At 60.6% G+C, this 23,211-nt stretch carries 24 protein-coding genes, 1 other RNA gene and 1 pseudogene; 14 read left to right on the top strand and 12 right to left on the bottom strand.

Features of this window, described 5'->3' with window-relative positions:
* Nucleotides 1-2 precede the first annotated feature (2 nt).
* Nucleotides 3-2,225 (top strand): polyphosphate kinase 1, encoded by a 2,223-nt coding sequence (gene ppk1, locus ACXX83_RS23780; protein ID WP_015097316.1) that lies wholly within the window; start codon nt 3-5, stop codon nt 2,223-2,225.
* A gap of 179 nt (nt 2,226-2,404) precedes the next feature.
* On the opposite strand, the gene ppx is transcribed toward ppk1, so the two are convergent.
* From ppx to ACXX83_RS23755, 5 genes are all read right to left on the bottom strand, one after another.
* Entirely contained in the window at nt 2,405-3,907 is a 1,503-nt protein-coding gene (gene ppx, locus ACXX83_RS23775; protein ID WP_458549750.1) for an exopolyphosphatase, read from the bottom strand.
* 241 nt (nt 3,908-4,148) lie between these two features.
* A complete protein-coding gene (locus ACXX83_RS23770; protein WP_007978870.1) occupies nt 4,149-4,886 on the bottom strand; it encodes an amino acid ABC transporter ATP-binding protein in 738 nt (245 codons plus the stop codon).
* Nucleotides 4,873-5,523 (bottom strand): amino acid ABC transporter permease, encoded by a 651-nt coding sequence (locus ACXX83_RS23765; protein ID WP_102699652.1) that lies wholly within the window; start codon nt 5,521-5,523, stop codon nt 4,873-4,875. The genes ACXX83_RS23770 and ACXX83_RS23765 overlap by 14 nt, the downstream gene beginning before the upstream one ends.
* A complete protein-coding gene (locus ACXX83_RS23760; protein WP_007978873.1) occupies nt 5,520-6,188 on the bottom strand; it encodes an amino acid ABC transporter permease in 669 nt (222 codons plus the stop codon). Before ACXX83_RS23760 ends, ACXX83_RS23765 begins: the two co-directional genes overlap by 4 nt.
* A gap of 22 nt (nt 6,189-6,210) precedes the next feature.
* A complete protein-coding gene (locus tag ACXX83_RS23755; RefSeq protein WP_407800067.1) occupies nt 6,211-6,996 on the bottom strand; it encodes a transporter substrate-binding domain-containing protein in 786 nt (261 codons plus the stop codon).
* 256 nt (nt 6,997-7,252) lie between these two features.
* On the opposite strand from ACXX83_RS23755, the gene ACXX83_RS23750 reads away from it, so the two are divergent.
* The 6 genes from ACXX83_RS23750 to ACXX83_RS23725 all read left to right on the top strand — a co-directional run bounded on the left by ACXX83_RS23750 (nt 7,253) and on the right by ACXX83_RS23725 (nt 13,493).
* A complete protein-coding gene (locus ACXX83_RS23750; RefSeq protein WP_102673512.1) occupies nt 7,253-7,960 on the top strand; it encodes a FadR/GntR family transcriptional regulator in 708 nt (235 codons plus the stop codon).
* A 121-nt stretch (nt 7,961-8,081) separates the two neighbouring features.
* Nucleotides 8,082-8,411, top strand: coding sequence for a thioredoxin TrxA (gene trxA / locus ACXX83_RS23745; protein WP_003206727.1), 330 nt, complete (start codon nt 8,082-8,084; stop codon nt 8,409-8,411).
* A 247-nt stretch (nt 8,412-8,658) separates the two neighbouring features.
* Nucleotides 8,659-9,918: a transcription termination factor Rho gene (gene rho, locus ACXX83_RS23740; protein ID WP_003206716.1), complete on the top strand. Its 1,260-nt coding sequence runs from the start codon at nt 8,659-8,661 to the stop codon at nt 9,916-9,918.
* 141 nt (nt 9,919-10,059) lie between these two features.
* The gene (gene ubiD / locus ACXX83_RS23735) at nt 10,060-11,526 is read left to right on the top strand and encodes a 4-hydroxy-3-polyprenylbenzoate decarboxylase (protein ID WP_015097311.1); all 1,467 of its coding nucleotides are present in this window, start codon (nt 10,060-10,062) and stop codon (nt 11,524-11,526) included.
* Nucleotides 11,526-12,494: a CDP-6-deoxy-delta-3,4-glucoseen reductase gene (locus ACXX83_RS23730; RefSeq protein WP_015097310.1), complete on the top strand. Its 969-nt coding sequence runs from the start codon at nt 11,526-11,528 to the stop codon at nt 12,492-12,494. The genes ubiD and ACXX83_RS23730 overlap by 1 nt, the downstream gene beginning before the upstream one ends.
* A gap of 330 nt (nt 12,495-12,824) precedes the next feature.
* Nucleotides 12,825-13,493: a gamma-glutamylcyclotransferase gene (locus tag ACXX83_RS23725; protein WP_007978886.1), complete on the top strand. Its 669-nt coding sequence runs from the start codon at nt 12,825-12,827 to the stop codon at nt 13,491-13,493.
* On the opposite strand, the gene glpT is transcribed toward ACXX83_RS23725, so the two are convergent.
* The gene (gene glpT, locus ACXX83_RS23720) at nt 13,469-14,818 is read right to left on the bottom strand and encodes a glycerol-3-phosphate transporter (protein ID WP_407800065.1); all 1,350 of its coding nucleotides are present in this window, start codon (nt 14,816-14,818) and stop codon (nt 13,469-13,471) included. The genes ACXX83_RS23725 and glpT overlap by 25 nt on opposite strands.
* Nucleotides 14,819-15,145: 327 nt before the next feature.
* Here glpT and ACXX83_RS23715 point away from each other — a divergent pair, with 327 nt between their 5' ends.
* Entirely contained in the window at nt 15,146-15,763 is a 618-nt protein-coding gene (locus tag ACXX83_RS23715) for an energy transducer TonB (RefSeq protein WP_458550226.1), read from the top strand.
* Between the two features lie 41 nt (nt 15,764-15,804).
* Here the strand turns inward: ACXX83_RS23715 and ACXX83_RS23710 are convergent, their stop codons facing one another.
* Nucleotides 15,805-16,782: an NADPH:quinone oxidoreductase family protein gene (locus ACXX83_RS23710; RefSeq protein ID WP_095964288.1), complete on the bottom strand. Its 978-nt coding sequence runs from the start codon at nt 16,780-16,782 to the stop codon at nt 15,805-15,807.
* A 150-nt stretch (nt 16,783-16,932) separates the two neighbouring features.
* On the opposite strand from ACXX83_RS23710, the gene ACXX83_RS23705 reads away from it, so the two are divergent.
* Nucleotides 16,933-17,340: a flagellar basal body-associated protein FliL gene (locus tag ACXX83_RS23705; protein WP_095964287.1), complete on the top strand. Its 408-nt coding sequence runs from the start codon at nt 16,933-16,935 to the stop codon at nt 17,338-17,340.
* Nucleotides 17,341-17,497: 157 nt separating this feature from the next.
* Here ACXX83_RS23705 and ACXX83_RS23700 read toward each other — a convergent pair whose 3' ends face one another.
* Nucleotides 17,498-17,950, bottom strand: coding sequence for an EVE domain-containing protein (locus tag ACXX83_RS23700; protein WP_458549749.1), 453 nt, complete (start codon nt 17,948-17,950; stop codon nt 17,498-17,500).
* Nucleotides 17,951-18,145: 195 nt separating this feature from the next.
* On the opposite strand from ACXX83_RS23700, the gene ACXX83_RS23695 reads away from it, so the two are divergent.
* Complete coding sequence (locus ACXX83_RS23695; protein ID WP_007978897.1) at nt 18,146-18,301, top strand: hypothetical protein; 156 nt, start codon at nt 18,146-18,148, stop codon at nt 18,299-18,301.
* A 35-nt stretch (nt 18,302-18,336) separates the two neighbouring features.
* On the opposite strand, the gene ACXX83_RS23690 is transcribed toward ACXX83_RS23695, so the two are convergent.
* From ACXX83_RS23690 to ACXX83_RS23675, 4 genes are all read right to left on the bottom strand, one after another.
* On the bottom strand, nt 18,337-18,942 hold the full coding sequence (locus ACXX83_RS23690; protein ID WP_007978899.1) for a 5-formyltetrahydrofolate cyclo-ligase: 606 nt from the start codon (nt 18,940-18,942) through the stop codon (nt 18,337-18,339).
* 86 nt (nt 18,943-19,028) lie between these two features.
* Nucleotides 19,029-19,207, bottom strand: a non-coding RNA gene (gene ssrS / locus ACXX83_RS23685) — 6S RNA.
* A gap of 30 nt (nt 19,208-19,237) precedes the next feature.
* The gene (locus ACXX83_RS23680; RefSeq protein ID WP_007978902.1) at nt 19,238-19,555 is read right to left on the bottom strand and encodes a cell division protein ZapA; all 318 of its coding nucleotides are present in this window, start codon (nt 19,553-19,555) and stop codon (nt 19,238-19,240) included.
* Nucleotides 19,552-19,761 carry a TIGR02449 family protein gene (locus ACXX83_RS23675; RefSeq protein ID WP_007982902.1) on the bottom strand — a complete coding sequence of 70 codons (210 nt, stop codon included), beginning with the start codon at nt 19,759-19,761 and terminating at the stop codon, nt 19,552-19,554. The genes ACXX83_RS23680 and ACXX83_RS23675 overlap by 4 nt, the downstream gene beginning before the upstream one ends.
* A 194-nt stretch (nt 19,762-19,955) precedes the next feature.
* Here ACXX83_RS23675 and ACXX83_RS23670 point away from each other — a divergent pair, with 194 nt between their 5' ends.
* The 4 genes and pseudogenes from ACXX83_RS23670 to ACXX83_RS23655 all read left to right on the top strand — a co-directional run.
* Nucleotides 19,956-20,513 (top strand): YecA/YgfB family protein, encoded by a 558-nt coding sequence (locus ACXX83_RS23670; protein ID WP_015097303.1) that lies wholly within the window; start codon nt 19,956-19,958, stop codon nt 20,511-20,513.
* Nucleotides 20,514-20,540: 27 nt separating this feature from the next.
* Nucleotides 20,541-21,875, top strand: a complete 1,335-nt coding sequence (gene pepP, locus ACXX83_RS23665) for a Xaa-Pro aminopeptidase (protein WP_458549748.1) — start codon at nt 20,541-20,543, stop codon at nt 21,873-21,875.
* Entirely contained in the window at nt 21,872-23,059 is a 1,188-nt protein-coding gene (ubiH, locus tag ACXX83_RS23660; RefSeq protein ID WP_458549747.1) for a 2-octaprenyl-6-methoxyphenyl hydroxylase, read from the top strand. The genes pepP and ubiH overlap by 4 nt, the downstream gene beginning before the upstream one ends.
* Nucleotides 23,060-23,096: 37 nt before the next feature.
* Nucleotides 23,097-23,207, top strand: a pseudogene (locus ACXX83_RS23655) (tetrameric acyl-CoA thioesterase); the annotation flags it as partial.
* Nucleotides 23,208-23,211: the final 4 nt, after the last annotated feature.

The following is a 23,211-nucleotide window of genomic DNA, read 5'->3' as shown; positions in this document are numbered from 1 at the left end:
CGATGAATACCGAAGTACTCACTGAAGTTGCCGTAAAAGACGCTCAACCGGTGGTGGAGCAAGTCGACGAGACCCCGCCGGAGCTGGAGCCAGCTCCGCCCGCGGCGGTCGTCGAACCCGCTGCGACAGCACCGGCGGTGGCCATTCCCGGTCTGGATGACAGTAGCCTGTACATCCACCGCGAACTGTCGCAACTGCAGTTCAACATCCGCGTGCTGGAGCAGGCGCTGGACGAGTCCTACCCATTGCTGGAGCGGCTGAAGTTTCTGCTGATCTTCTCCAGCAACCTGGACGAGTTCTTCGAAATTCGCGTTGCCGGCCTGAAGAAGCAGATCACCTTCGCACGTGAACAGGCAGGCGCCGATGGTCTGCAACCGCATCAGGCATTGGCGCGCATCAGCGAACTGGTACACGGTCACGTCGACCGTCAGTACGCGATCCTCAACGACATTCTGTTGCCGGAGCTGGAGAAACATCAGGTCCGCTTCATACGTCGCCGCAATTGGACGACCAAGCTCAAGACCTGGGTGCGCCGCTATTTCCGCGACGAGATCGCACCGATCATCACCCCTATCGGCCTCGACCCTACGCACCCGTTCCCCTTGCTGGTGAACAAGAGCCTGAACTTCATCGTCGAGCTCGAAGGTATCGACGCCTTCGGTCGCGACTCCGGTTTGGCGATCATCCCGGCACCGCGCCTGCTGCCGCGCATCATCAAGGTGCCGGAAGAAGTCGGCGGCGCTGGCGACAACTATGTATTCCTGTCGTCGATGATCCACGCTCACGCCGATGACCTGTTCCAGGGCATGAAGGTCAAGGGTTGCTACCAGTTCCGCCTGACCCGCAACGCCGACCTCGCGCTGGACTCCGAAGACGTCGAAGACCTGGCCCGCGCCTTGCGCGGCGAGCTGTTCTCCCGCCGCTACGGTGACGCGGTACGCCTGGAAGTGGCCGACACTTGCCCGAAACACCTGTCCGACTACCTGCTCAAGCAGTTCAACCTGAGCGAGACCGAGTTGTACCAGGTCAACGGTCCGGTGAACCTGACACGGCTGTTCAGCATCACCGGCCTGGACAGCCAGCGCGAGTTGCAATACCTGCCGTTCACCCCGCAGATCCCGAAACTGCTGCAGAACAGCGAGAACATTTTCAGTGTGATCAGCAAGCAGGACATCCTGCTGCTGCACCCGTTCGAGTCGTTCACCCCGGTGGTCGACCTGCTGCGCCAGGCCGCCAAGGACCCACACGTACTGGCGGTGCGCCAGACCCTGTACCGCTCCGGCGCCAACTCGGAAATCGTCGATGCGCTGGTGGATGCGGCGCGTAACGGCAAGGAGGTCACGGCGGTCATCGAATTGCGTGCGCGGTTCGACGAAGAATCCAACCTGCAACTGGCCAGCCGACTGCAAGCGGCCGGTGCGGTGGTGATCTACGGCGTAGTCGGCTTCAAGACCCACGCCAAGATGATGCTGATCCTGCGTCGCGAAGCGGGCGAGATCGTGCGTTATGCGCACCTCGGCACCGGCAACTACCACGCCGGCAACGCCCGCCTGTACACCGACTACAGCCTGCTGACCTCCGACGACGCCTTGTGCGAAGACGTCGGCAAATTGTTCAGCCAGTTGATCGGCATGGGTAAGACGCTGCGCATGAAGAAGTTGTTGCACGCACCGTTCACCCTGAAAAAGGGCATGCTCGACATGATTGCCCGGGAAACCCAGTTCGCCCTCGACGGCAAACCGGCGCACATCATCGCCAAGTTCAACTCGCTGACCGATCCGAAGATCATCCGCGCGCTGTACAAGGCCAGCCAGTCAGGCGTGCGCATTGATCTGGTGGTGCGTGGCATGTGCTGCCTGCGGCCGGGCATCGCCGGGGTTTCCCACAACATCCATGTGCGTTCGATCATTGGCCGTTTCCTGGAGCACACCCGGGTCTTCTACTTCCTCAACGGCGGCGATGAGCAGATGTTCCTCTCCAGTGCCGACTGGATGGAGCGCAACCTCGACAAGCGCGTCGAGACTTGCTTCCCGGTGGAAGGCAAGAAACTGATCATGCGGGTCAAGAAAGAGCTGGAGCTGTATCTGACCGATAACACCCACAGCTGGAGCCTGCAGCCGGACGGTCGTTACGTCCGTAACACACCGACCGGTAACCAGAACCCGCGCAGCGCCCAAGCGACATTGCTGGAGCGTTTGGGCAGTCCGATTCTGGCGGTGCGGTAACGGGACTAGCGGGTGAAAAAAGGGCGATCCATGTGGATCGCCCTTTTTTGTATCGGCTGTCCGTTCCCTGTAGGAGCGAGCTTGCTCGCGATGGACGTGAACGATGATGCGTACTGCCTGGATAAACGCGTTGCCTTCAGGTTTTTCGCGAGCAAGCTCGCTCCTACAGGGGCGGCGGTTTAGCGAGCGGTCAACACGATGTCGACCCGGGTCAGCCATTGCGCTTCAATTTCAAAGTCGGCCTGGGTCAGCTGGTTTTCGTCCAGCCAGTTCTCCGGGAACACCACTTCCAGGCTGTTGCCATAGGCGTTCAGTTCCACCTGGGGCATTTGCTGGGTGCCGCGGATGTGGTGGAACAGGATCGCAAAACGCAGTAGCACGCACAGACGAATCAATTTGACGCCGTCGTCGCCGAAATCGGCGAACTTGTCCTTTGGAATGTTGCGACGGTGGCCGCGTACCAGCAGCGCGAGCATCAACTGGTCTTCGCGGGAGAACCCGGCGAGGTCCGAGTGCTCGATCAGGTAGGCGCCGTGCTTGTGGTACTGGTAGTGAGCGATGTCCAGGCCCACTTCATGGACCTTGGCCGCCCAGCCCAGCAGTTCGCGCCAGACGCCGTCTTCCAGGTCCCAGTCTTCGGCCACCTGGTCAAACGCATGCAGCGCCTTGCGCTCGACCCTTGCCGCCTGATCCTGATCGACGTGGTAGCGCTCCATCAACGAAGTGAGGGTACGTTCGCGCACGTCCTCGTGATGGTGGCGGCCCAGCAAGTCATAGAGCACGCCTTCGCGCAGGGCGCCTTCGCAGTGATCCATGCGTTGCAGTTCGAGGGAGTCGAAGATCGCTTCGAGTATCGCAAGGCCCGCCGGGAAGATCGCCCGGCGATCCGGTTTGATACCTTCGAAATCGATTTTTTCGACATCGCCCAGCTTGATCAGTTTGCGCTTGAGCCAGGCCAGGCCTTCGGCGTTGACCTCGCCGGTGCCGTGGCCGCCAGCCTTCAGCGCCAGACCGATGGCGCGGATGGTGCCCGAGGAGCCGATGGCTTCATCCCAGGTCAGGCGGTGCAGGGCGTGCTCGATGCTCATGATCTCCAGCCGCGCCGCCGTGTACGCCTGGGCGTAGCGGGCCGGGGTGATCTTGCCGTCCTTGAAATAGCGCTGGGTGTAGCTGACGCAACCCATCTGCAGGCTTTCGCGCAGCAGTGGTTCGAAGCGCTGGCCAATGATGAATTCGGTACTGCCGCCGCCGATGTCGGCCACCAGGCGCTTGCCCGGGGTGTCGGCGAGGGTATGGGACACGCCGAGGTAGATCAGGCGCGCTTCTTCGCGGCCGGAAATGACTTCCACCGGGTGGCCGAGAATTTCTTCGGCGCGATGGATGAATTCGGCGCGGTTGCGGGCTTCACGCAGGGCGTTGGTGCCGACGATGCGCACGGCCCCCGTGGGCATACCGTTGATCAGTTGGGCGAAGCGCTTGAGGCAATCGAGCCCGCGCTGCATCGATTCTTCGTTGAGATGGCGTTCTTCGTCGATGCCGGCGGCCAGCTGAACCTTCTCCCCGAGACGCTCGAGAATACGGATTTCGCCGTTCTGGGCCTTGGCCACGACCATGTGAAAGCTGTTGGAGCCCAGGTCGATTGCGGCGATCAGGGACAGATTCTTGGCTTGGGATTGCGGCATGGTCGGGGGTCTCGGTCGATAACCTCGACATCGTGCCACGATCAAAGGCTGCCGCCAACGCGTAGGAGCTGCCGAAGGCTGCGATCTTTTACCACGGGGCTCTAGTGGCGCGGCCACTGGCCTCTTCGCGGGCAAGCCCGCTCCCACAGGTTTTTGCAGCGAATACGCAATCGTATTTCAGCACAAGACCCTGTGGGAGCGGGCTTGCCCGCGAAGACGGCGTCAATAGCACCGCAGATCTTCAGACCGCCGCTTCAACCATCCCAATGAAGTTCGCCAGCTCCGCCGTCTGCGGATTGGCGAACAAAACTTTCGGATCCCCCACCTCATGCACCTTGCCTTGGTGCATGAACACCAACTTGTCCCCAACCTCCCGGGCGAAGCGCATTTCGTGAGTGACCATGATCAGTGTCATGCCTTCCCTGGCCAGTTGCCGGACCACGCTCAGCACTTCATTGACCAGCTCCGGGTCCAGGGCCGAGGTGATTTCATCGCACAGCAACACTTTCGGCGACATCGCCAGGGCGCGGGCAATCGCCACCCGCTGTTGCTGGCCGCCGGACAGCCGATCCGGAAAAGCATCGAACTTTTCACCCAGGCCTACCCGCTCCAGCATCTGTCGCGCCAATTCGGCAGCCTTGGCCTTTGGCACCTTCTGCACCACTTGCGGCGCCAGCATGACGTTCTCACCCACGGTCAGGTGCGGGAACAGGTTGAACTGCTGGAACACCATGCCGACTTTCTGTCGCAGGCTGCGCAGGTCGGCGCGGGCGGCGTCGAGGTATTCGCCGTCAACTTCGATCACACCGTCGTTGATCGACTCCAGGCCGTTGAGGGTGCGCAGCAAGGTGGATTTGCCCGAGCCACTGCGGCCGATGATCGCCACCACCTGGCCTTCCTCGATGCTCAGGTCGATGCCTTTGAGCACATGATGGTCGCCGTAGTATTTATGCAGGGCGGAAATTCTAAGCAGAGGCATGCAGTCTCCTTTCCAGGTAGCGCGCACTGAGCGACAGGGGGTAGCAGAGCAGGAAATAACCGAGGGCGACGAGGCCATAGACCATGAAGGGTTCGAAGGTCGCGTTGGCGAGCATGCCGCCGGTCTTGGTCAGTTCGGTGAAGCCGATGATCGAGGTGACGGCGGTGCCCTTGACCACTTGCACCGAGAAGCCCACGGTCGGTGCCACGGCGATGCGCAGTGCCTGGGGCAGGATCACGTGGCGCAATTGTTCCAGCGGGTTCAGCGCCAGGCTCGCCGAGGCTTCCCACTGGCCGTTGGGGATTGACTCGACGCAGCCGCGCCAGATCTCCGCCAGGTAGGCGCTGGTGAATAGCGTCAGGGCGATCGCCGCCGCCATCCACGGCGAAATCTCCAGTCCGGCCAGGGCCACGCCGAAAAACACCAGGAACAGCTGCATCAGTAGCGGCGTGCCCTGGAACAATTCGATGTAGGTGCGGGCAAAGCTGCGCGGCAGGGATTTGCCCGAGATGCGCATGACCATGATCAGCAAGCCGATCAGCCCGCCGCCAATGAACGCCACCAGCGACAGCGCCAGCGTCCATTGCAGGCCGGTGAGCAGGTTGCGCACGATGTCCCAGAAAGTGAAATCACTCATCGGCTGCTCCTTGCGATGAACCGTTGGCCTATCCAGTTCAGCAACTGGCGGATCAGTAGCGCCATGCACAGATAGAGCAAGGTCGTCAGGGCGTAGGTTTCAAAGGCGCGGAAGTTGCGCGACTGAATGAAGTTGGCGGCGAAGCTCAACTCTTCGGTGGCGATCTGCGAGCACACCGCCGAGCCGAGCATGACGATAATGATCTGGCTGCTCAGGGCCGGCCAGACTTTGCCCAGTGCCGGCAGCAGCACCACATGGCGGAACGCTTCGAAGCGCGTCATCGCCAGTGCCGCCGCAGCTTCCAGCTGACCCCGGGGGATCGCCTGGATGCCGGCGCGGATGATCTCGGTCGAATAGGCGCCGAGGTTGATCACCATCGCCAGCACCGCCGCCTGCCATTCGGAAATCTGCACGCCCAGGGACGGCAAGCCGAAAAAGATGAAAAACAGCTGCACCAGGAAGGGCGTATTGCGGATCAACTCGACGTAGACCGCGAAAATCCCCGCGAAAGGCCGGATGTTCCACGCCCGCACCAGCGCCCCGACGATGCCCAGACCCACGCCGAGCACAGCGCCGATGGCGGTCAGCTCAAGGGTGAACAACGCACCGCGCAGCAACAGATCGGTGTTGTTCACCACCGGCAAGAAGTCGAACTGATAAGCCATAACGTCTCTCCTGCGCGCGAGATCAGAGGTCGGCCGGCAGTGGTTCTTTCAGCCAGGTCAGGGCGTTTTTCTCCAGTGCACCGTCGCTCTTGGCGGTGACGAGAATCTGGTTGACCTTGTCCAGCAGCGCCGGCTCGTTCTTGTTCACACCGACGTAGACCGGCGAATCCTTGAGCTTCACTTTCAGCGCCGGCACGCGTTTCGGGCTTTTCTCGCTGATCGCGACCATCACCACGTTGCCGCTGGCGATCAGGTCGACCTGGCCCGCCAGGTACGCGGCGATGGTCGAGTTGTTGTCTTCGAAGCGCTTGATGGTCACGCCTTCGGGGGCGACCTTGGTCAGCTCGATGTCTTCGATGGCGCCGCGGGTGACGCTGATGGTCTTGCCCTTGAGGTCGTCCAGGGTCTTGATGTCGGCGTCTGGCGGACCGAATACGGCGAGGTAGAAGGGCGCGTAGGCGCGGGAGAAGTCGATGACCTTCTCGCGCTCCGGGTTCTTGCCGAGGCTGGAAATCACCAGGTCGACCTTGCCGGTGGTGAGAAACGGGATGCGGTTGGTGCTGTTGACCGGGGTCAGTTCGAGTTTGACCTTGAGCTGGTCGGCCAGCAGTTTCGCGGTGTCGATATCGAGGCCACGGGGCTTCATATCCGGCCCGACCGAGCCGAAGGGCGGGAAGTCCTGGGGCACGGCCACCTTGAGGACGCCGCGCTTGACCACATCCTCCAGACCGTCGGCGTGGGCGGGTGCCTGGGTCATCATCAGGCTGGCAAACAGGGCTGCGAGGAGGGCGCTGAAACGCTGGGTCATGGCAAATCTCCAAATCGGCAAGAAGTGATTTCTGCCGATCGACAGAGCATGGGCCATGCCAACATAGGGTCTTGGGGGCGCCAGAGCGCGGTTTTGCTGGTGCCGAACGGTCTTACTGGTCTGAACAGTCAGGTTGTGTTTCGCACCCCGATGGCGCAGCCGGGGAAATCGCCGAACCCCCATGGGGCACGACTTGCCGGGCGTCGCGAATAGCTTTACAACTGAGCGCACATTGGCCTGGTTCGTCTGGAAAACCATGAACTCGATCTCCCGCGCCGTACCCGAAGTGGCGCTGCAAGCCATCCGCAAACTGATTACCGAACAGGGCTTCGGGCCGGGGGATGCCTTGCCCTCGCAACGGGACCTGGCGGTACAGCTGGGCGTAAGCCGGGCTTCTTTGCGCGAGGCGTTGTCGTCCCTGAGTGCGCTGGGTGTCATCAGCATCCAGCCGGGCAAAGGCGTGTTCGTACAGGCGCCGGTGGAGTTGCCGCGAGGCGAGGCCGCACCGGGCTGGCCGTTTGCGGCGCAGGCTTCGCCGCTGGATATCTTCCAGTTGCGCTACGCGCTGGAGGGGTTTGCCGCGGGGCTGGCGGCCGTGACCTTGAGCACCGAGGAACTCGATGCGCTGGAAGACAATGTCGCCGCCATGCGCAACGAACTCAAAGCCGCTGATTTCGAAGCGGCGGCGCGCCTGGACTTCGAATTCCACCGGCGCATCCTGCTGGCCAGCGGCAATCAGGCAATGTTGAGTATCCTCACCGCCAGCGCCGATATCTTCCTGGAAAGCCAGAAACTACCGTTCATCCGGGCCGAGCGGGCCATGGAAACCTGGCAGGAGCACCGCAAGATCCTTCGCGCGCTGGCCCGCCGTGCCTCTGGCGCCGCGCAAAAAGCCATGCACGAGCACGTGCGCAACGCGGCGTTGCGCACCGGAATCGCCTTCATCGCTCCCGCTACGGTGTGACCCGGGCTATACCCAAACTCATGGAACACCATAGCGAGACTCAATCATATGCAGCTTCCTGAACGAGGGAAGGGCAGCTATGATGGGCCACGTTTTTTTGCTTACAACCCTGGAGAATTCCATGAGCAGCGATCTTATCAAACACGTTAGCGACGCTAGCTTCGAGGCCGACGTACTCAAGGCTGAAGGCGCTGTACTGGTCGATTACTGGGCTGAGTGGTGCGGTCCTTGCAAAATGATCGCTCCTGTTCTGGACGAAATTGCCGAGACCTACAAAGGCAAGCTGACCGTCGCCAAACTGAACATCGACGAAAACCAGGAAACCCCGGCCAAGCATGGCGTGCGTGGTATCCCGACCCTGATGCTGTTCAAGAACGGCAACGTTGAAGCGACCAAGGTCGGCGCACTGTCGAAGTCGCAACTGGCTGCCTTCCTCGACGCCAACATCTAAGCGTCGTTGCAAAGTGTCCTGAAAAAGCCCCGCAAATAGCGGGGCTTTTTGCGTATTCAGGGCTAGACGCTCCTAAACTCAGGTGGTACATTCGGCCCCGCACTGGTTTCTCCATTGCCCCCTGCTAGCCGTCGCCGACGCACTCCTTTTCGAATAAGTACGCGATCCTGTCGCCTTCTCTGCGGCGCGGCCTCATTAAGCCAAAAGCTTAATTTCCCCCCTCCATAAATGATTACGTCATTCCTATATGAATCTGACTGAACTCAAGCAAAAGCCGATTACCGAACTGCTCGAATTGGCCGAACAGATGGGCATAGAAAATATGGCCCGTTCGCGCAAGCAGGACGTGATTTTCTCCCTGCTCAAGAAGCACGCGAAAAGCGGTGAGGAAATCTCCGGTGATGGCGTGCTGGAGATTCTCCAGGACGGCTTCGGCTTCCTGCGCTCCGCTGACGCTTCCTATCTCGCCGGTCCAGACGATATCTACGTCTCGCCGAGCCAGATCCGTCGTTTCAACTTGCGCACCGGTGACACCATCGTTGGCAAGATCCGCCCTCCAAAGGAAGGCGAGCGTTATTTCGCGCTGCTCAAGGTCGACACGATCAACTTCGACCGTCCGGAAAACGCGAAAAACAAGATTCTCTTCGAGAACCTGACCCCGCTGTTCCCGACCGTGCGCATGAAGATGGAAGCCGGTAACGGTTCCACCGAAGACTTGACCGGTCGCGTCATCGACCTGTGCGCCCCGATCGGCAAAGGCCAGCGCGGTCTGATCGTTGCTCCGCCGAAAGCGGGCAAGACGATCATGCTGCAGAACATTGCCGCGAACATCGCGCGTAACAACCCTGAAGTTCACCTGATCGTGCTGCTGATCGATGAACGTCCGGAAGAAGTAACCGAAATGCAGCGCACCGTGCGCGGCGAAGTGGTTGCCTCGACGTTCGACGAGCCGCCAACCCGCCACGTGCAGGTTGCCGAAATGGTGATCGAGAAGGCCAAGCGCCTGGTCGAGCACAAGAAAGACGTGGTGATCCTGCTCGACTCCATCACCCGTCTGGCCCGTGCCTACAACACCGTGATCCCGAGCTCCGGCAAGGTACTGACCGGTGGTGTCGATGCCCACGCCCTGGAAAAACCGAAACGTTTCTTCGGCGCCGCGCGGAACATCGAAGAAGGCGGCTCGCTGACCATCATCGCCACCGCGCTGGTTGAAACCGGCTCGAAGATGGACGAAGTGATCTACGAGGAATTCAAAGGCACCGGCAACATGGAGCTGCCTCTGGATCGCCGCATCGCTGAAAAGCGCGTGTTCCCGGCCATCAACATCAACCGTTCCGGCACCCGCCGCGAAGAGTTGCTGACCGCCGACGACGAGCTGCAGCGCATGTGGATCCTGCGCAAGCTGCTGCATCCGATGGATGAAGTGGCTGCCATCGAGTTCCTGGTCGACAAGCTGAAAACGACCAAGACCAACGATGAGTTCTTCCTGTCGATGAAACGCAAGTAAGTCGAGCAGGCACAAAAAGCCGGGGAAACCCGGCTTTTTGCTATCCGATTTTTGATCAGGTGGCAGTTCGTGGTTCTGAACCGAAGGGTTCGGCGCTAAACTGCCTGCCCCGAACGCCACGGCCAAACACGAGGCTTACGCATGCAGTATCGCGACTTGCGCGACTTTATCAGCGGGCTGGAACAGCGCGGCGAACTCAAGCGCATTCAGGTTCCGGTGTCCCCAGTACTGGAAATGACCGAGATCTGCGACCGCACCTTGCGCGCCAAAGGCCCGGCCCTGCTTTTCGAAAAGCCCACGGGTTTTGACATTCCTGTGCTCGGCAACCTGTTCGGTACACCTGAGCGCGTAGCACTGGGCATGGGCGCGGAAGCGGTGAGTGAACTGCGCGAGATCGGCAAACTGCTGGCGTTCCTCAAGGAGCCCGAGCCGCCGAAAGGCCTGAAGGATGCCTGGTCCAAGCTGCCGATCTTCCGCAAGATCATCTCGATGGCGCCCAAGGTGGTCAAAGATGCGATCTGCCAGGAAGTGGTCATCGAAGGCGACGACGTCGACCTCGCGAAGTTGCCGGTGCAGACCTGCTGGCCAGGCGACGTCGCGCCGCTGATCACCTGGGGCCTGACCGTCACCAAGGGGCCGAACAAGGACCGACAGAACCTCGGTATCTACCGTCAACAGGTGATTGGCCGCAATAAAGTCATCATGCGCTGGCTGAGCCACCGTGGCGGTGCACTGGACTATCGCGAGTGGTGCGAAAAGCATCCGGGCCAACCTTTTCCTGTTGCCGTTGCATTGGGTGCAGACCCGGCGACCATCCTCGGCGCCGTTACCCCGGTGCCCGACAGCCTTTCCGAATACGCCTTCGCCGGCCTGTTGCGCGGTAACCGCACTGAGCTGGTGAAATGCCGCGGCAACGACCTGCAAGTGCCGGCCACCGCCGAAATCATCCTTGAAGGCGTGATCCATCCGGGCGAGATGGCCGATGAAGGCCCGTACGGCGACCACACCGGTTACTACAACGAAGTCGACAGCTTCCCGGTGTTCACCGTCGAGCGCATCACCCACCGGATCAAGCCGATCTACCACAGCACCTACACCGGCCGCCCGCCGGATGAGCCGGCGATCCTCGGCGTCGCGCTGAACGAAGTGTTCGTGCCGATCCTGCAGAAGCAGTTCCCGGAGATCACCGATTTCTACCTGCCACCCGAAGGTTGCTCGTACCGCATGGCCATCGTGACCATGAAAAAGTCGTATCCGGGCCATGCCAAGCGGGTAATGCTAGGTGTCTGGTCGTTTTTGCGACAGTTCATGTACACCAAGTTCGTTATCGTCACCGACGACGATATCAACGCCCGGGACTGGAATGACGTGATCTGGGCCATCACCACGCGCATGGACCCCAAGCGTGACACGGTGATGATCGACAACACACCGATCGACTACCTGGACTTCGCTTCGCCGGTGTCCGGCCTGGGGTCGAAAATGGGCCTTGATGCCACGCATAAATGGCCGGGCGAAACCACCCGTGAGTGGGGCCGTGTCATCGTCAAGGACGATGCGGTGACCCAGCGGATCGATGCCATCTGGAATCAGTTAGGAATAGATTGATGCGTGTAACCTTGCAGCCCTCCGGAGCAGTGCTTGAGATATTGCCCGGCGAGCGGATTCTCGATGGCGCGCGGCGACTGGGCTACGAATGCCCGCAAAGTTGCCGCAACGGCAATTGCCACGTGTGCGCGGCGCTGCTGGTGGAAGGTCGGGTCGAGCAGGCCGGCAATGTGCGTGATCATGGCGAGTTCTACACTTGCATAGCGGAGCCGCTGGAAGACTGCATCGTGCTGTGGGATGGCGTGCTCGCCTTGGGAGAACTGCCGGTGCGCAGCGTGTCGTGTCAGGTCATTGAGTGCAAGGACGTGGGCGGCGATACCTGGCGCGTGCGTCTGCGGGCTCCGGCCGGCAAACCGCCGCGCTACCACGCCGGGCAGTACCTGATGATCGAGCGCGAGAACGGCGAAAAGTCCGCCTTCTCCCTCGCCTCTGCACCGCATGCGGGGCGCGACCTGGAAATCCACGTACTGGCGCGCGAATCCAGTGCGCTGAGCCTGATCGAGCAGCTCCAGCGCAACAGCATGGTGCGGGTCGAGTTGCCGTTTGGCGATACCCACCTGGAAGAGTTGCCGGACGGTCCTCTCGTGCTGATTGCCGCCGGTACCGGCATGGGCCAGGTTCACGGCCTGATCGAACATTGCCGGGCCACGGGTTTCAAGCATCCGGTGCATTTGTATTGGGGCGTGCGTCGTCCAGAAGACTTTTATCAAGTCGAGCACTGGAACGAATGGCTGAAATTGCCCAACCTGTTCCTGCACAAGGTCGTCAGCGATCAATGCGGTTGGGAAGGGCGCTGCGGCATGTTGCATGAAGCGGTCTGTGAAGACTTTCCCGATCTCAAGGCCCTGCATGTCTACGCCAGTGGCTCGCCGGCCATGGTCTACGGCACCCTGGATGCGTTGGTCGAGGCGGGGATGGACGCCCATCAGATGCGCGCCGACGTATTTGCCTACGCACCTAGATCCTGATCCTACACCCTCCCGTAGGAGCGAGCCTGCTCGCGATGGTCGTTAACGATTACGCGGGAAGTCAGGCTGCCCGCAGCGTTCTTGAGTCCATCGTCGGAACGCCGCCCGGAGCAAGCTCGCTCCTACAGGGTTATAGGTTTATAACCTGCTATATAGCCCATCGGTATTTATAACTTTATATAAATGCCGGTAGGTTATATTCCAGTCAGGCAATTAATTAAGAACTGTGCCATGGCATTCAAATTGCCTTAAAACATATGTGCCTTATTGTTACAGCTGTGCGTTCTATTAAGTAATTCTTCACCCGCGGGGAGCTGAACGCTATTCGCCATGAGCGCCATCGAATCTGCTTTTTTGAATCTGGCTTACCCTCCGCGGCTCGATCTGGGGCCGCAGCTCACTCACGAACAATTGCTCAGCTCGATGCAGTCGACCATGGCCCGTCACAAGGGTGGGCCGGTGTGGCTGTTTGCCTACGGCTCGCTGATCTGGCGGCCTGAATGCACGGCGGTTGAACGGGTTCGCGGCCGGGTGCATGGCTACCATCGCGGGTTGTACCTGTGGTCCCACGAACATCGCGGCACCCCGGAAATGCCCGGCCTGGTGTTCGGACTGGATCGCGGTGGCTCTTGCAGCGGTTTCGCCTATCGCTTGCCCGAAGAGCAACTCGAAGCGTCGCTGTACGCACTTTGGCAGCGCGAGATGCCATTTCCTTCCTACCGCCCGCACTGGCTTAACTGCCGACTCGAAGATGGCAGCCAGGTTCAGGCCTTGGGGTTTGTGCTGGAGCGACATCTGCCCAGCTATGCCGGCAACCTGCCGGACCATGTGTTGAGCCATGTGTTCGAAAACGCTTGCGGGCGTTACGGCACCACTCGCGATTATGTCGAGCAGACCGCGCACGCCCTGCGTAGCCACGCCATGCCAGACCGGAATCTGGAGGCGCGGCTCAAGCGCTGTAAATCAAAGGCCGATCAAGCGAGTGCTTCGCGGCCCTGACTGGCGACTTGTTTGTGACGCAGTGTCGGGGCCAGGAAGGCCATCGCCAGCAGGCAGGCGCCCACCAGCAGCACGAAACCGCCGTCCCAACCGAAATGGTCCACGGTGTAGCCCATCGCTGCACTGGCCGCGACCGAACCGCCCAGGTAACCGAACAGGCCGGTGAAGCCCGCCGCCGTACCGGCCGCTTTCTTCGGTGCAAGCTCCAGCGCCTGCAGGCCGATCAGCATGACCGGGCCGTAGATCAGGAAGCCGATGGAAAGCAGCGCAATCATGTCGATCATCGGGTTGCCGGCCGGGTTGAGCCAGTAAACCAGCGTCGCGACCGTCACCAGCGCCATGAACACCATGCCGGTCAGGCCGCGGTTGCCACGGAAGATCTTGTCCGACATCCAGCCGCACAGCAGGGTGCCCGGGATACCTGCCCACTCGTAGAAGAAATACGCCCACGAGGTTTTATCCACGGTGAAGCCCTTGGCTTCCTTGAGGTAGGTCGGTGCCCAGTCCAGTACGCCGTAGCGCAGCAGATAGACAAAGACGTTGGCCAGGGCGATGTACCAGAGCATTTTGTTGCGCAGCACGTATTTGACGAAGATTTCCTTGGCGCTGAATTCCTCTTCGTGGCTGGCATCGTAGCCTTCCGGGTAGTCGTTCTTGTACCGCTCGATCGGCGGCAGGCCAACCGATTGCGGGGTGTCGCGCATGGTCACAAAGGCAAACACCGCTACCGCCAGTGCCACCGCTGCCGGCACGTAGAACGCCGCATGCCAGTCATTGAACAGGCCCATGCCGATCAGGAACAGCGGGCCGATCAGGCCGCCGCCGACGTTGTGCGCCACGTTCCACACGGACACCACGCCGCCACGCTCCTTCTGTGACCACCAGTGCACCATGGTCCGGCCGCTCGGCGGCCAACCCATGCCCTGCGCCCAGCCGTTAATGAACAGCAGAATGAACATCATGGTCACGCTGGACGTTGCCCATGGCGCGAAACCGAAAATGAACATCACACCAGCCGACACCAACAGACCGAATGGCAGGAAGAAACGCGGGTTGGAACGGTCGGACACCAGGCCCATGAGAAACTTCGACAGCCCGTAGGCAATGGCGATGGCGGACATCGCCAGCCCCAGCTGACCGCGGGAGTAACCCTCGTCGATCAGGTACGGCATGGCCAGGGAGAAGTTCTTGCGCAGCAGGTAGTAACCGGCATAGCCAATGAAGATGCCGGCGAAGATCTGCCAGCGCAGGCGTCGGTAGGTGCTGTCTATTTTTTCTTCAGGCAATGGAGCCTGATGTGCGGCAGGACGAAAGAAAGCAAACATTCAAGAGCTCCAGATTTCTTGTTTTGACTGCGGTTGCGAATGTTACAGTTTCGTTACCGAAAATAGCACCGGTTCTCATCGGCAAAACAGCGGAAATGTTGGATATCGCGCATTCCTTTATGAACATGTCGCTCAGGTGAAAGTGAAGGGCGTTGTAGGAAGCGTTACCCACCCATGCTTTACGCGACTGATCCGTCCCGGGTAGGGCAATTCTTTGGGAAATGTCCTGCTCTGTTACCGGAAGCCGTGACCTTCAGTGCAGCACCCTTGAGCTTTAACCTTGGCCGTACAGCCAACTGTGGCGTTTCAGGTGCGGGGGAGAGGAGGATGCGGTGGTTTGTGTTCGTGGTGCTGCTGTTTGTCTGGTCTGTTGCAAGCAACGCAGGTGAGGTGTTCCTGATACCGGAAAACAACCCCAAGCCGATTTACCCACCGGCGCTGCAACGGGCTGGAATCACCGGTAATGTCCGGGTCAGGTTCATGGCACATGCCAATGGCTCGATCAGCAAGGTGAGCATTTTGCAAAGCGATCACCCTGATTTCGCCGAGGCGGCCCGGGTCGCCATAGCGCAGTGGCGGTTCAAGCCATGGACCGTTGAGGGTGGCAAGCCTGAGGAGCAGGAAGTCATTGCGCCGATGATATTCGGGTTCGATGTGTATCTACCGTTGCATCTCAATCAGCGGCTCAAGGCATTGAGATGTCGCGATCTCAATGCGGCGCTGGCGCGTGCCCCGGAGTACCAGTGGATCGATTCCGCCGCGTTCCATTATGTCCGGGCTTATCTGTCGAGCGCGTTTTCCACGGCAACACTGCCGACCGAACGACGTCTGTCATTGATCGCGGATATGAACAGGAAGGTGCCGATCATTATCAGGCAATGCTCGAACAACCCGGGTTCCAGGTATGTAAGGTTTTTGCCGGAAGATATCCGCCAGTTACTGTAGGGAAAGAACCTGGACCCAGAGGTCCGGGCCCTTTGCCGGGTTCAGCGAACCTGCACTACCACTTTCCCGACTGCTTTACGCTGGCCAAGATCATTGATCGCCTGCGCCGCATTGCCCAGTGGATACACCTGCGACACCAGCGGCTTCAGCTTGCCTTCGGCAAACCAGCCAAACAGCTGCTGGAAATTCGCCGCGTTGTCCTGCGGCTGGCGTTGGGCGAATGAGCCCCAGAATACGCCGAGCACCGCCGCGCCCTTGAGCAGCGCCAGGTTGACCGGCAATTCGGGGATGCGCCCGCTGGCGAAGCCGACCACCAGCAGACGACCGTTCCAGGCGATGGCACGGATGGCCTGGTCGAACAGGTCGCCGCCCACCGGGTCGTAGATCACGTCGGCGCCCTGGCCATCGGTCAGGCGCTTGATTTCGTCCTTGAGGCTGGTTTCGCTGTAGTTGATCAGTTCATCGGCGCCGGCGGCCTTGGCCACGGCGAGTTTTTCCGCGCTGCTGGCCGCGGCAATCACCCGGGCGCCCATGGCTTTGCCGATTTCCACCGCCGCCAGGCCGACACCGCCGGAGGCACCCAGCACCAGCAGGGTTTCGCCCGGTTGCAGGTTGCCGCGCTGCTTGAGGGCGTGCATCGAGGTACCGTAGGTCATGCTGAAGGCCGCGGCGGTGTTGAAATCCATGGATGGCGGAATGGGCAACACGTTGTAGCCCGGCACGGCGACCTGTTCGGCAAAGCTGCCCCAGCCGGTCAGGGCCATGACCCGGTCACCGACTTTCAGGTGGCTGACCTTCTCGCCGACTTCGCGGACCACGCCGGCCGCTTCGCCACCCGGAGAAAACGGGAAGGGCGGCTTGAACTGGTACTTGCCCTCGATGATCAGCGTGTCGGGGAAATTGACCCCGGCGGCGTGCACCTCCAGCAGGATTTCATTCTTCTTCGCGACAGGACTGGCGACGTCTTCCAGCACCAGCGATTCGGCAGGGCCGAAGGCTTTGCACAGCACGGCTTTCATCAGGGCTATTCCTTTGGGAGTGATGGCCGATAAGTGTAGGTGTGTGGGTCGAAGGGTCAACGAGCATGCCCGGCCCTGATAGTCAGCCATAAGCTTGTGCTTGCATGGCGGGTCGTTATGCTAGGCCGCAAACCGGATAAGGAGTGAATTGTGAAAGCGTGGATCATGTTGTTGCTGGCCCTGTCCCTGCCTGTGGCAGCGGTGGCCGAGGAAGCCAAAGAAGATACCGCTCCGAAGGTCAGTTACATCACCCTGAGCCCGCCGTTCGTGGGCAACTACGGCCTGGATGGCACGCCGAAACTGAAAGTCTACAAGGCTGATGTGGCGTTGCGGGTGACCGGTGACGAGGCTGCCAAGGCGGTGAAGGCCAATGAACCGTTGATTCGCAATCAATTGGTCGCGCTGTTCGCCCAGCAGACCACCGAGACGATGAACAATGTCGAGGCCAAGGAAAAGCTGCGTCAGGAAGCCCTGAAACAGACCCAGCAGGTGATGAGCGACGAAACCGGCAAGCCGGTGGTTGAGGATTTGTTGTTCAACAATCTGATCATTCAGTAAGTCTTTTAGCGCCTGTACCGGCCTCTTCGCGAGCAAGTCGAATCGTCGCACCGCCGCTCCCACAGTGGTTTTGTGTTGAAGCACAATCACATGTCCACCTCAGAACCCTGTGGGAGCGGGCTTGCTCGCGAAGAGGCCAGTCCAGGCGATGAACAACTCAAGGCTTTAAAGCGATCACCGCCGCCCACTGCTCCGGCGTCACCGGCATCACCGACAGTCGCGAACCTTTCTGCACCAGCGGCAATTCGGCCAGCGCCGTCTGCTGCTTCAGGTAATCGAGCTTCAGCACCCTGGCAAACGTCTCGACATGGGCGACATCGATCGCGCTCCAGGCGTTTTTCTCCGCCGTTGCCTTCGGGTCGTAGTAATGACTTTCAGGTTCCAGCGCCGTCGGGTCCGGATACGCGGCTTCGACAATCTTGCCGATACCGGCGATGCCCGGCTCCGGGCAGCTGGAATGATAGAAAAAGAACTCATCCCCTGCGGCCATGGCCCGCAGGAAGTTGCGTGCCTGATAGTTGCGAACCCCGTCCCAGCGCGCTTTGCCGAGCTTTTCCAGCCCTTTGATCGAGAGTTCGTCGGGCTCGGATTTCATCAGCCAATAGGCCATGTCTTTTGCTCCTTGCGTGGTGATTGAGCAACTTGTCGGCAATTTTATGACAAACCGACAGTCGGTTGACGTCAGCATTTGCGCAGCGGTTCACGTTGTCGCAAAATGCCGGCCTTTAAAGCTTGACGCTGCTGCACGGCCTACAAACGGAAACCGCTGCTGTCATCGTGTAGATCTGCCTTTGGGGGGCAATCGATGAAACGCAAACCGGATTTACTATGGATTTTGGTCATTTTGTTTGGCCTTGGCGTCGTGACCACCGGCTATGCCCAAAGCCTGTGGGCCAGCAAGACCGATGCACCGGTCGAGCTCGCCCAGTTGCAGCAACAGTCGACCGCCTTCAAGCGCTGATCCTGTTGTCCCGGCGTCGCTGATCGAAGTGGCGCCTAGCCTGCGTAATACCAGGCTTTGTCTGTCACCGTTCCCTGCAGCGGCACATCCCAGCTCGCCTGAGCCAATCGCTCCACCTTCTGACACTCATGTGCCAGCCCCAACAGCGTCGGCTTGCGCCAGTCATTGCGGCGCGCCAGATAGGCCAGGCTCCGATCGTAGAAGCCGCCGCCCATCCCCAGGCGTCCGCCAACATCGTCAAACCCCACCAATGGCAACAACACCAGGTCCAGCGCCCAGATTCTGCGTTGCCGGGCGAGGTTGGCCCGAGGTTCGAGAATGCGGAAGCGGTTGGGTTTGAGTTTTTCCCCGGGCCGGATGCGCTGGAATACCATTTTGGTTCGCGGCCAGGCACTCAGCACCGGCAGATACGTGGCTTTGCCCCGGCGCTGTGCGGCACGCAGCAACAGGCGCGGATCGATTTCACCGTCGGTCGGCAGATAAAGCGAGATGTGTCTGGCGCGGCGGAACAGCGGTTGCTGGGCCAATTGCTTGTACAGCCCGCGAGCGGCCTGGCGCTGCTGACTGGGTGTCAGTGCGCGGCGGGCCTTGCGCAGCATGCGTCGAAGTTGCGGGCGGGGAAGCAGCGCAGGTTCGGTCATGGATTCGGACTTCGGCAGGACGGATACACAAAGCGTACCCGCAAAAACGCCAATGCCGGTATTTAAACCGGCATTGGACTGGAATCAGGCTCCCCGAATGTGTCGCTGTCGACTTAGCCCTTGAACCCGAAAGTTCAAGGTGGAAGATGCAGTAGGCTTTAAGGCTTTCCGTCTAGCGGACATGCACACCAGCCCAACGTGCAACCTCCAGGGTATAGCAAATCGGCTCAGGGACATCGCCAACTGGCAAACACCCCAGGGAGTGAGTGCAGTATACCGCAAGCGGCGACGCGAATCAGCCTTTGGTGACGTCCGGATCGGTCGCCAGGACCAGATCGACGCGATCGAGCAGGTCGCGAACCTGCTCACGGGTCGAGCCGCTGACCTGAACGTCCGGGCGATCTTCCTTGTGCAGCAGGTCGTGGGTGATGTTCAGCGCAGCCATCACGGCGATACGGTCGGCGCCGATGACTTTGCCGCTGCTGCGGATCTCGCGCATCTTGCCGTCCAGATAACGGGCGGCGCTGACCAGGTTACTGCGCTCTTCCTGAGGGCAGATGATCGAATACTCTTTGTCGAGAATCTGCACGGTGACGCTATTGCTTGAACTCATGAGTCTTGCTCCAGGGCCTTGAGGCGCGAAATCATCGACTCGACCTTACGCCGGGCGATTTCGTTTTTTTCAATGAGATGCGCGCGTTCCTCGCGCCAGGTCTTTTCCTGAGCTAGTAAGAGTCCATTTTGACTCTTAAGTTGCTCGACTCGGGTAATCAGCAATTCGAGTCTGGCCATCAGCGCTTGCAGGTCGGTGTCTTCCATTGTCTTCACTGTCTGATGGGTGTTGGACTGTAGGAGCGAGCTTGCTCGCGATGGTCGCCAACGATAACGCTGGATCCCTGACAACCCGCGGCGTTCTCGGGTTCATCGCGAGCAAGCTCGCTCCTACAGGGGTAGTCGATGTAGGATACAAGGCCTTCATTCTAGACATAGCGCCGTCTGGCGCCTAGCTGCCCATGACCATTCAGAATTCCCCGTACCAAGGCTTCGCCACCCTGCTGACTTCCAGCGGTTACAACGTCTCGCCTGCTGAACTGCACGGCCTGTTGCTCGGCCGCAGCTGCGCCGGCGCCGGTTTCGACGCCGAAGGCTGGCTGATCGACGCCGCCGAATTGCTCGAAAGCGAGCCGCAGGACAACGTTCGCAACGCCCTGATCGGCCTGCAAGAGATGGTAAAAGGCGAGCTCACCGGCGATGACGTGACCGTCGTTCTGCTGTTGCCGACAGACGACGCCCCGCTCACCGAGCGTGCCGCCGCCCTGGGCCAATGGTGCCAGGGTTTCCTCAGCGGTTTCGGCCTGAACTGCCGTGACAGCAGCGCCCTGAGCACCGAGGCCACCGAAGTGCTGCAGGATCTGGCGGCCATCTCCCAGGTGCAAGATGCGCTGGAAGAGTCCGACGACGGCGAAAACGACTATATGGAGGTCATGGAGTACCTGCGCGTCGCGCCGCTGCTGCTGTTCTCCGAGACCAAGAAAGACGTGCCGGCCGCCGCCAAACCGTCGCTGCACTAATCGTTTGCCAGGGAACGCCATCTGCCCATGATCCACATCCCGAAATCGGAATACAGCCGTCGCCGCAAGGCCCTGATGGCGCAGATGGAACCCAACAGCATCGCCATCCTGCCCGCCGCCGCGGTGGCCATTCGTAACCGCGACGTCGAGCACGTCTATCGCCAGGACAGCGACTTCCAGTACCTCAGCGGCTTCCCTGAGCCCCAGGCGGTATTGGTGCTGATGCCGGGGCGTGTGCATGGCGAATACATCCTGTTCTGCCGCGAACGCAACGCCGAGCGCGAATTGTGGGATGGCCTGCGTGCCGGGCAGGAAGGCGCGATTCGCGACTTCGGCGCTGACGACGCCTTTCCCATCACCGATATCGACGACATCCTGCCGGGCCTGATCGAAGGCCGTGACCGGGTGTATTCGGCCATGGGCAGCAACCCCGAATTCGACCGCCACCTGATGGAATGGATCAACGTGATCCGCTCCAAGGCCAACCTCGGTGCCCAGCCGCCGAACGAATTCGTTGCCCTAGATCATCTGCTGCACGACATGCGCCTGTATAAATCGGCGGCAGAAGTGAAAGTGATGCGCGAGGCGGCGCGGATTTCCGCCCAGGCGCACGTACGGGCAATGCAGGCCTGTCGCGCCGGGTTGCACGAATTCAGCCTGGAAGCCGAGCTCGATTACGAATTCCGCAAGGGCGGGGCGAAGATGCCGGCCTACGGGTCGATCGTCGCGGCTGGGCGCAACAGTTGCATCCTGCATTACCAGCAGAATGACGCGCTGCTCAAGGACGGTGACCTGGTGCTGATCGACGCCGGGTGCGAGATCGACTGTTACGCCAGCGACATCACTCGGACCTTTCCGGTCAGCGGCAAGTATTCAGCGGAACAGAAAGCGATTTACGAATTGGTGCTGGCCTCCCAGGAAGCCGCCTTTGCCGAAATCGCCCCGAACAAACACTGGAACCAGGCGCACGAGGCCACGGTCCGGGTCATCACGGCCGGGCTGGTCAAGCTGGGTTTGCTTCAGGGTGACGTTGACGAACTGATCGCCAGCGAAGCCTACAAGGCGTTTTACATGCACCGCGCCGGCCATTGGCTGGGCATGGATGTACACGATGTCGGCGAATACAAGGTCGGCGGCGAGTGGCGCGTACTGGAGGTCGGCATGGCGTTGACCGTGGAGCCGGGGATCTACATTGCTCCGGATAACCAGAGCGTGGCGAAGAAATGGCGCGGTATTGGCGTGCGCATCGAGGACGACGTAGTGGTTACCAGAACCGGCTGTGAAATATTGACGGGCGGCGTGCCGAAAACCGTCAGCGAAATCGAGGCCCTGATGGAGCAAGCACGGACACAAGCGGCATGAGTCGAGTCAACCTGGCAATCATCGGTGGCGGGCTGGTCGGTGCGAGTCTGGCGCTGGCCTTGCAGGCCGGCGCCAAGGCCCGAGGATGGAAGATCGTGCTGATCGAGCCGTTCGCCCCGGGGGATACGTATCAACCGAGTTACGACGCTCGTTCTTCGGCGCTGTCCTTTGGCTCGCGGCAGATTTACCAACGCCTGGGCGTCTGGCAGGAAGTCTCCCGCCGCGCCGAGCCGATCAAGCAGATTCATGTTTCCGACCGTGGTCGATTCTCGACGGCGCGCTTGTCGGCGATGGAAGAGGGTGTTCCGGCGCTGGGTTATGTCGTTGAAAACGCCTGGCTCGGCCAATGCCTGTGGCAAGGCCTGGACAAGGACGTGATCAGCTGGCGTTGCCCGGCGGAAGTCACCCGCATGGAGCCGCTGACCGATGGCTATCGCCTGACCCTCAATGATGAAACCACCCTTGAGTGCGACCTCGCGGTGCTCGCTGACGGCGGCCGCTCCGGCCTGCGCGAGCAACTGGGGATCGGCATCCGCAAGCGTCCGTACAACCAGAGCGCGCTGATCGCCAATATCACCCCGAGCGAGGCCCACAACGGCATGGCCTTCGAGCGTTTCACCGACGAAGGCCCGATGGCGTTACTGCCGCTGCCGGAAAACCGCTGTGCACTGGTCTGGACCCGCCTGGGCATGGACGCGCAACGCCTGGCAGCCCTCGATGAGCGCAGTTTCCTCAGTGAATTGCAGGGTGTCTTCGGTTATCGCCTCGGTACGTTGAAGCAGGTCGGTGCACGACATCTGTATCCGCTGACACTGGTCGAGGCCGAAGAACAGGTGCGCCCGCATCTGGCGGTGCTCGGCAACGCGGCGCACAGCCTGCATCCGATTGCCGGTCAGGGGTTCAACCTGTCCCTGCGCGATGCCCAGGCCCTGGCCGATGCCTTGCTCGCCAGCGATAAACCCTTGGGCGACTTCGCTACCTTGCAGGCCTATCGCGAATGTCAGCGTCTGGACCAGGACCTCACCGTGGGCTTCTCCGATCAGGTCACGCGCCTGTTCGGCAGTACCCAGCCGCTGGTGTCCCTGGGTCGCAACATCGGCTTGCTCGGCCTCGACCTGCTGCCACCGGCCAAACGCTGGTTTGCCCGACAGGCGATGGGGCTGGGGACGCGACCGGATGCGTAGCTGGTTGGTCCGCCGATTTGGCAAGGCACGATTGATAAAAAACCTGCCGTATTTGCAGGTCGACATTCATGACGGCGTCGGCCACCTGGTGGCGCGGGTCGGGAAAACCCTTTACGTGCGGCTCAAGCCGCAAGAGAGACAGGCTTAAAGCA

The organism is Pseudomonas sp. GNP012 (assembly GCF_054343835.1).
This window is presented reverse-complemented; position numbering and strand designations above follow the sequence as displayed.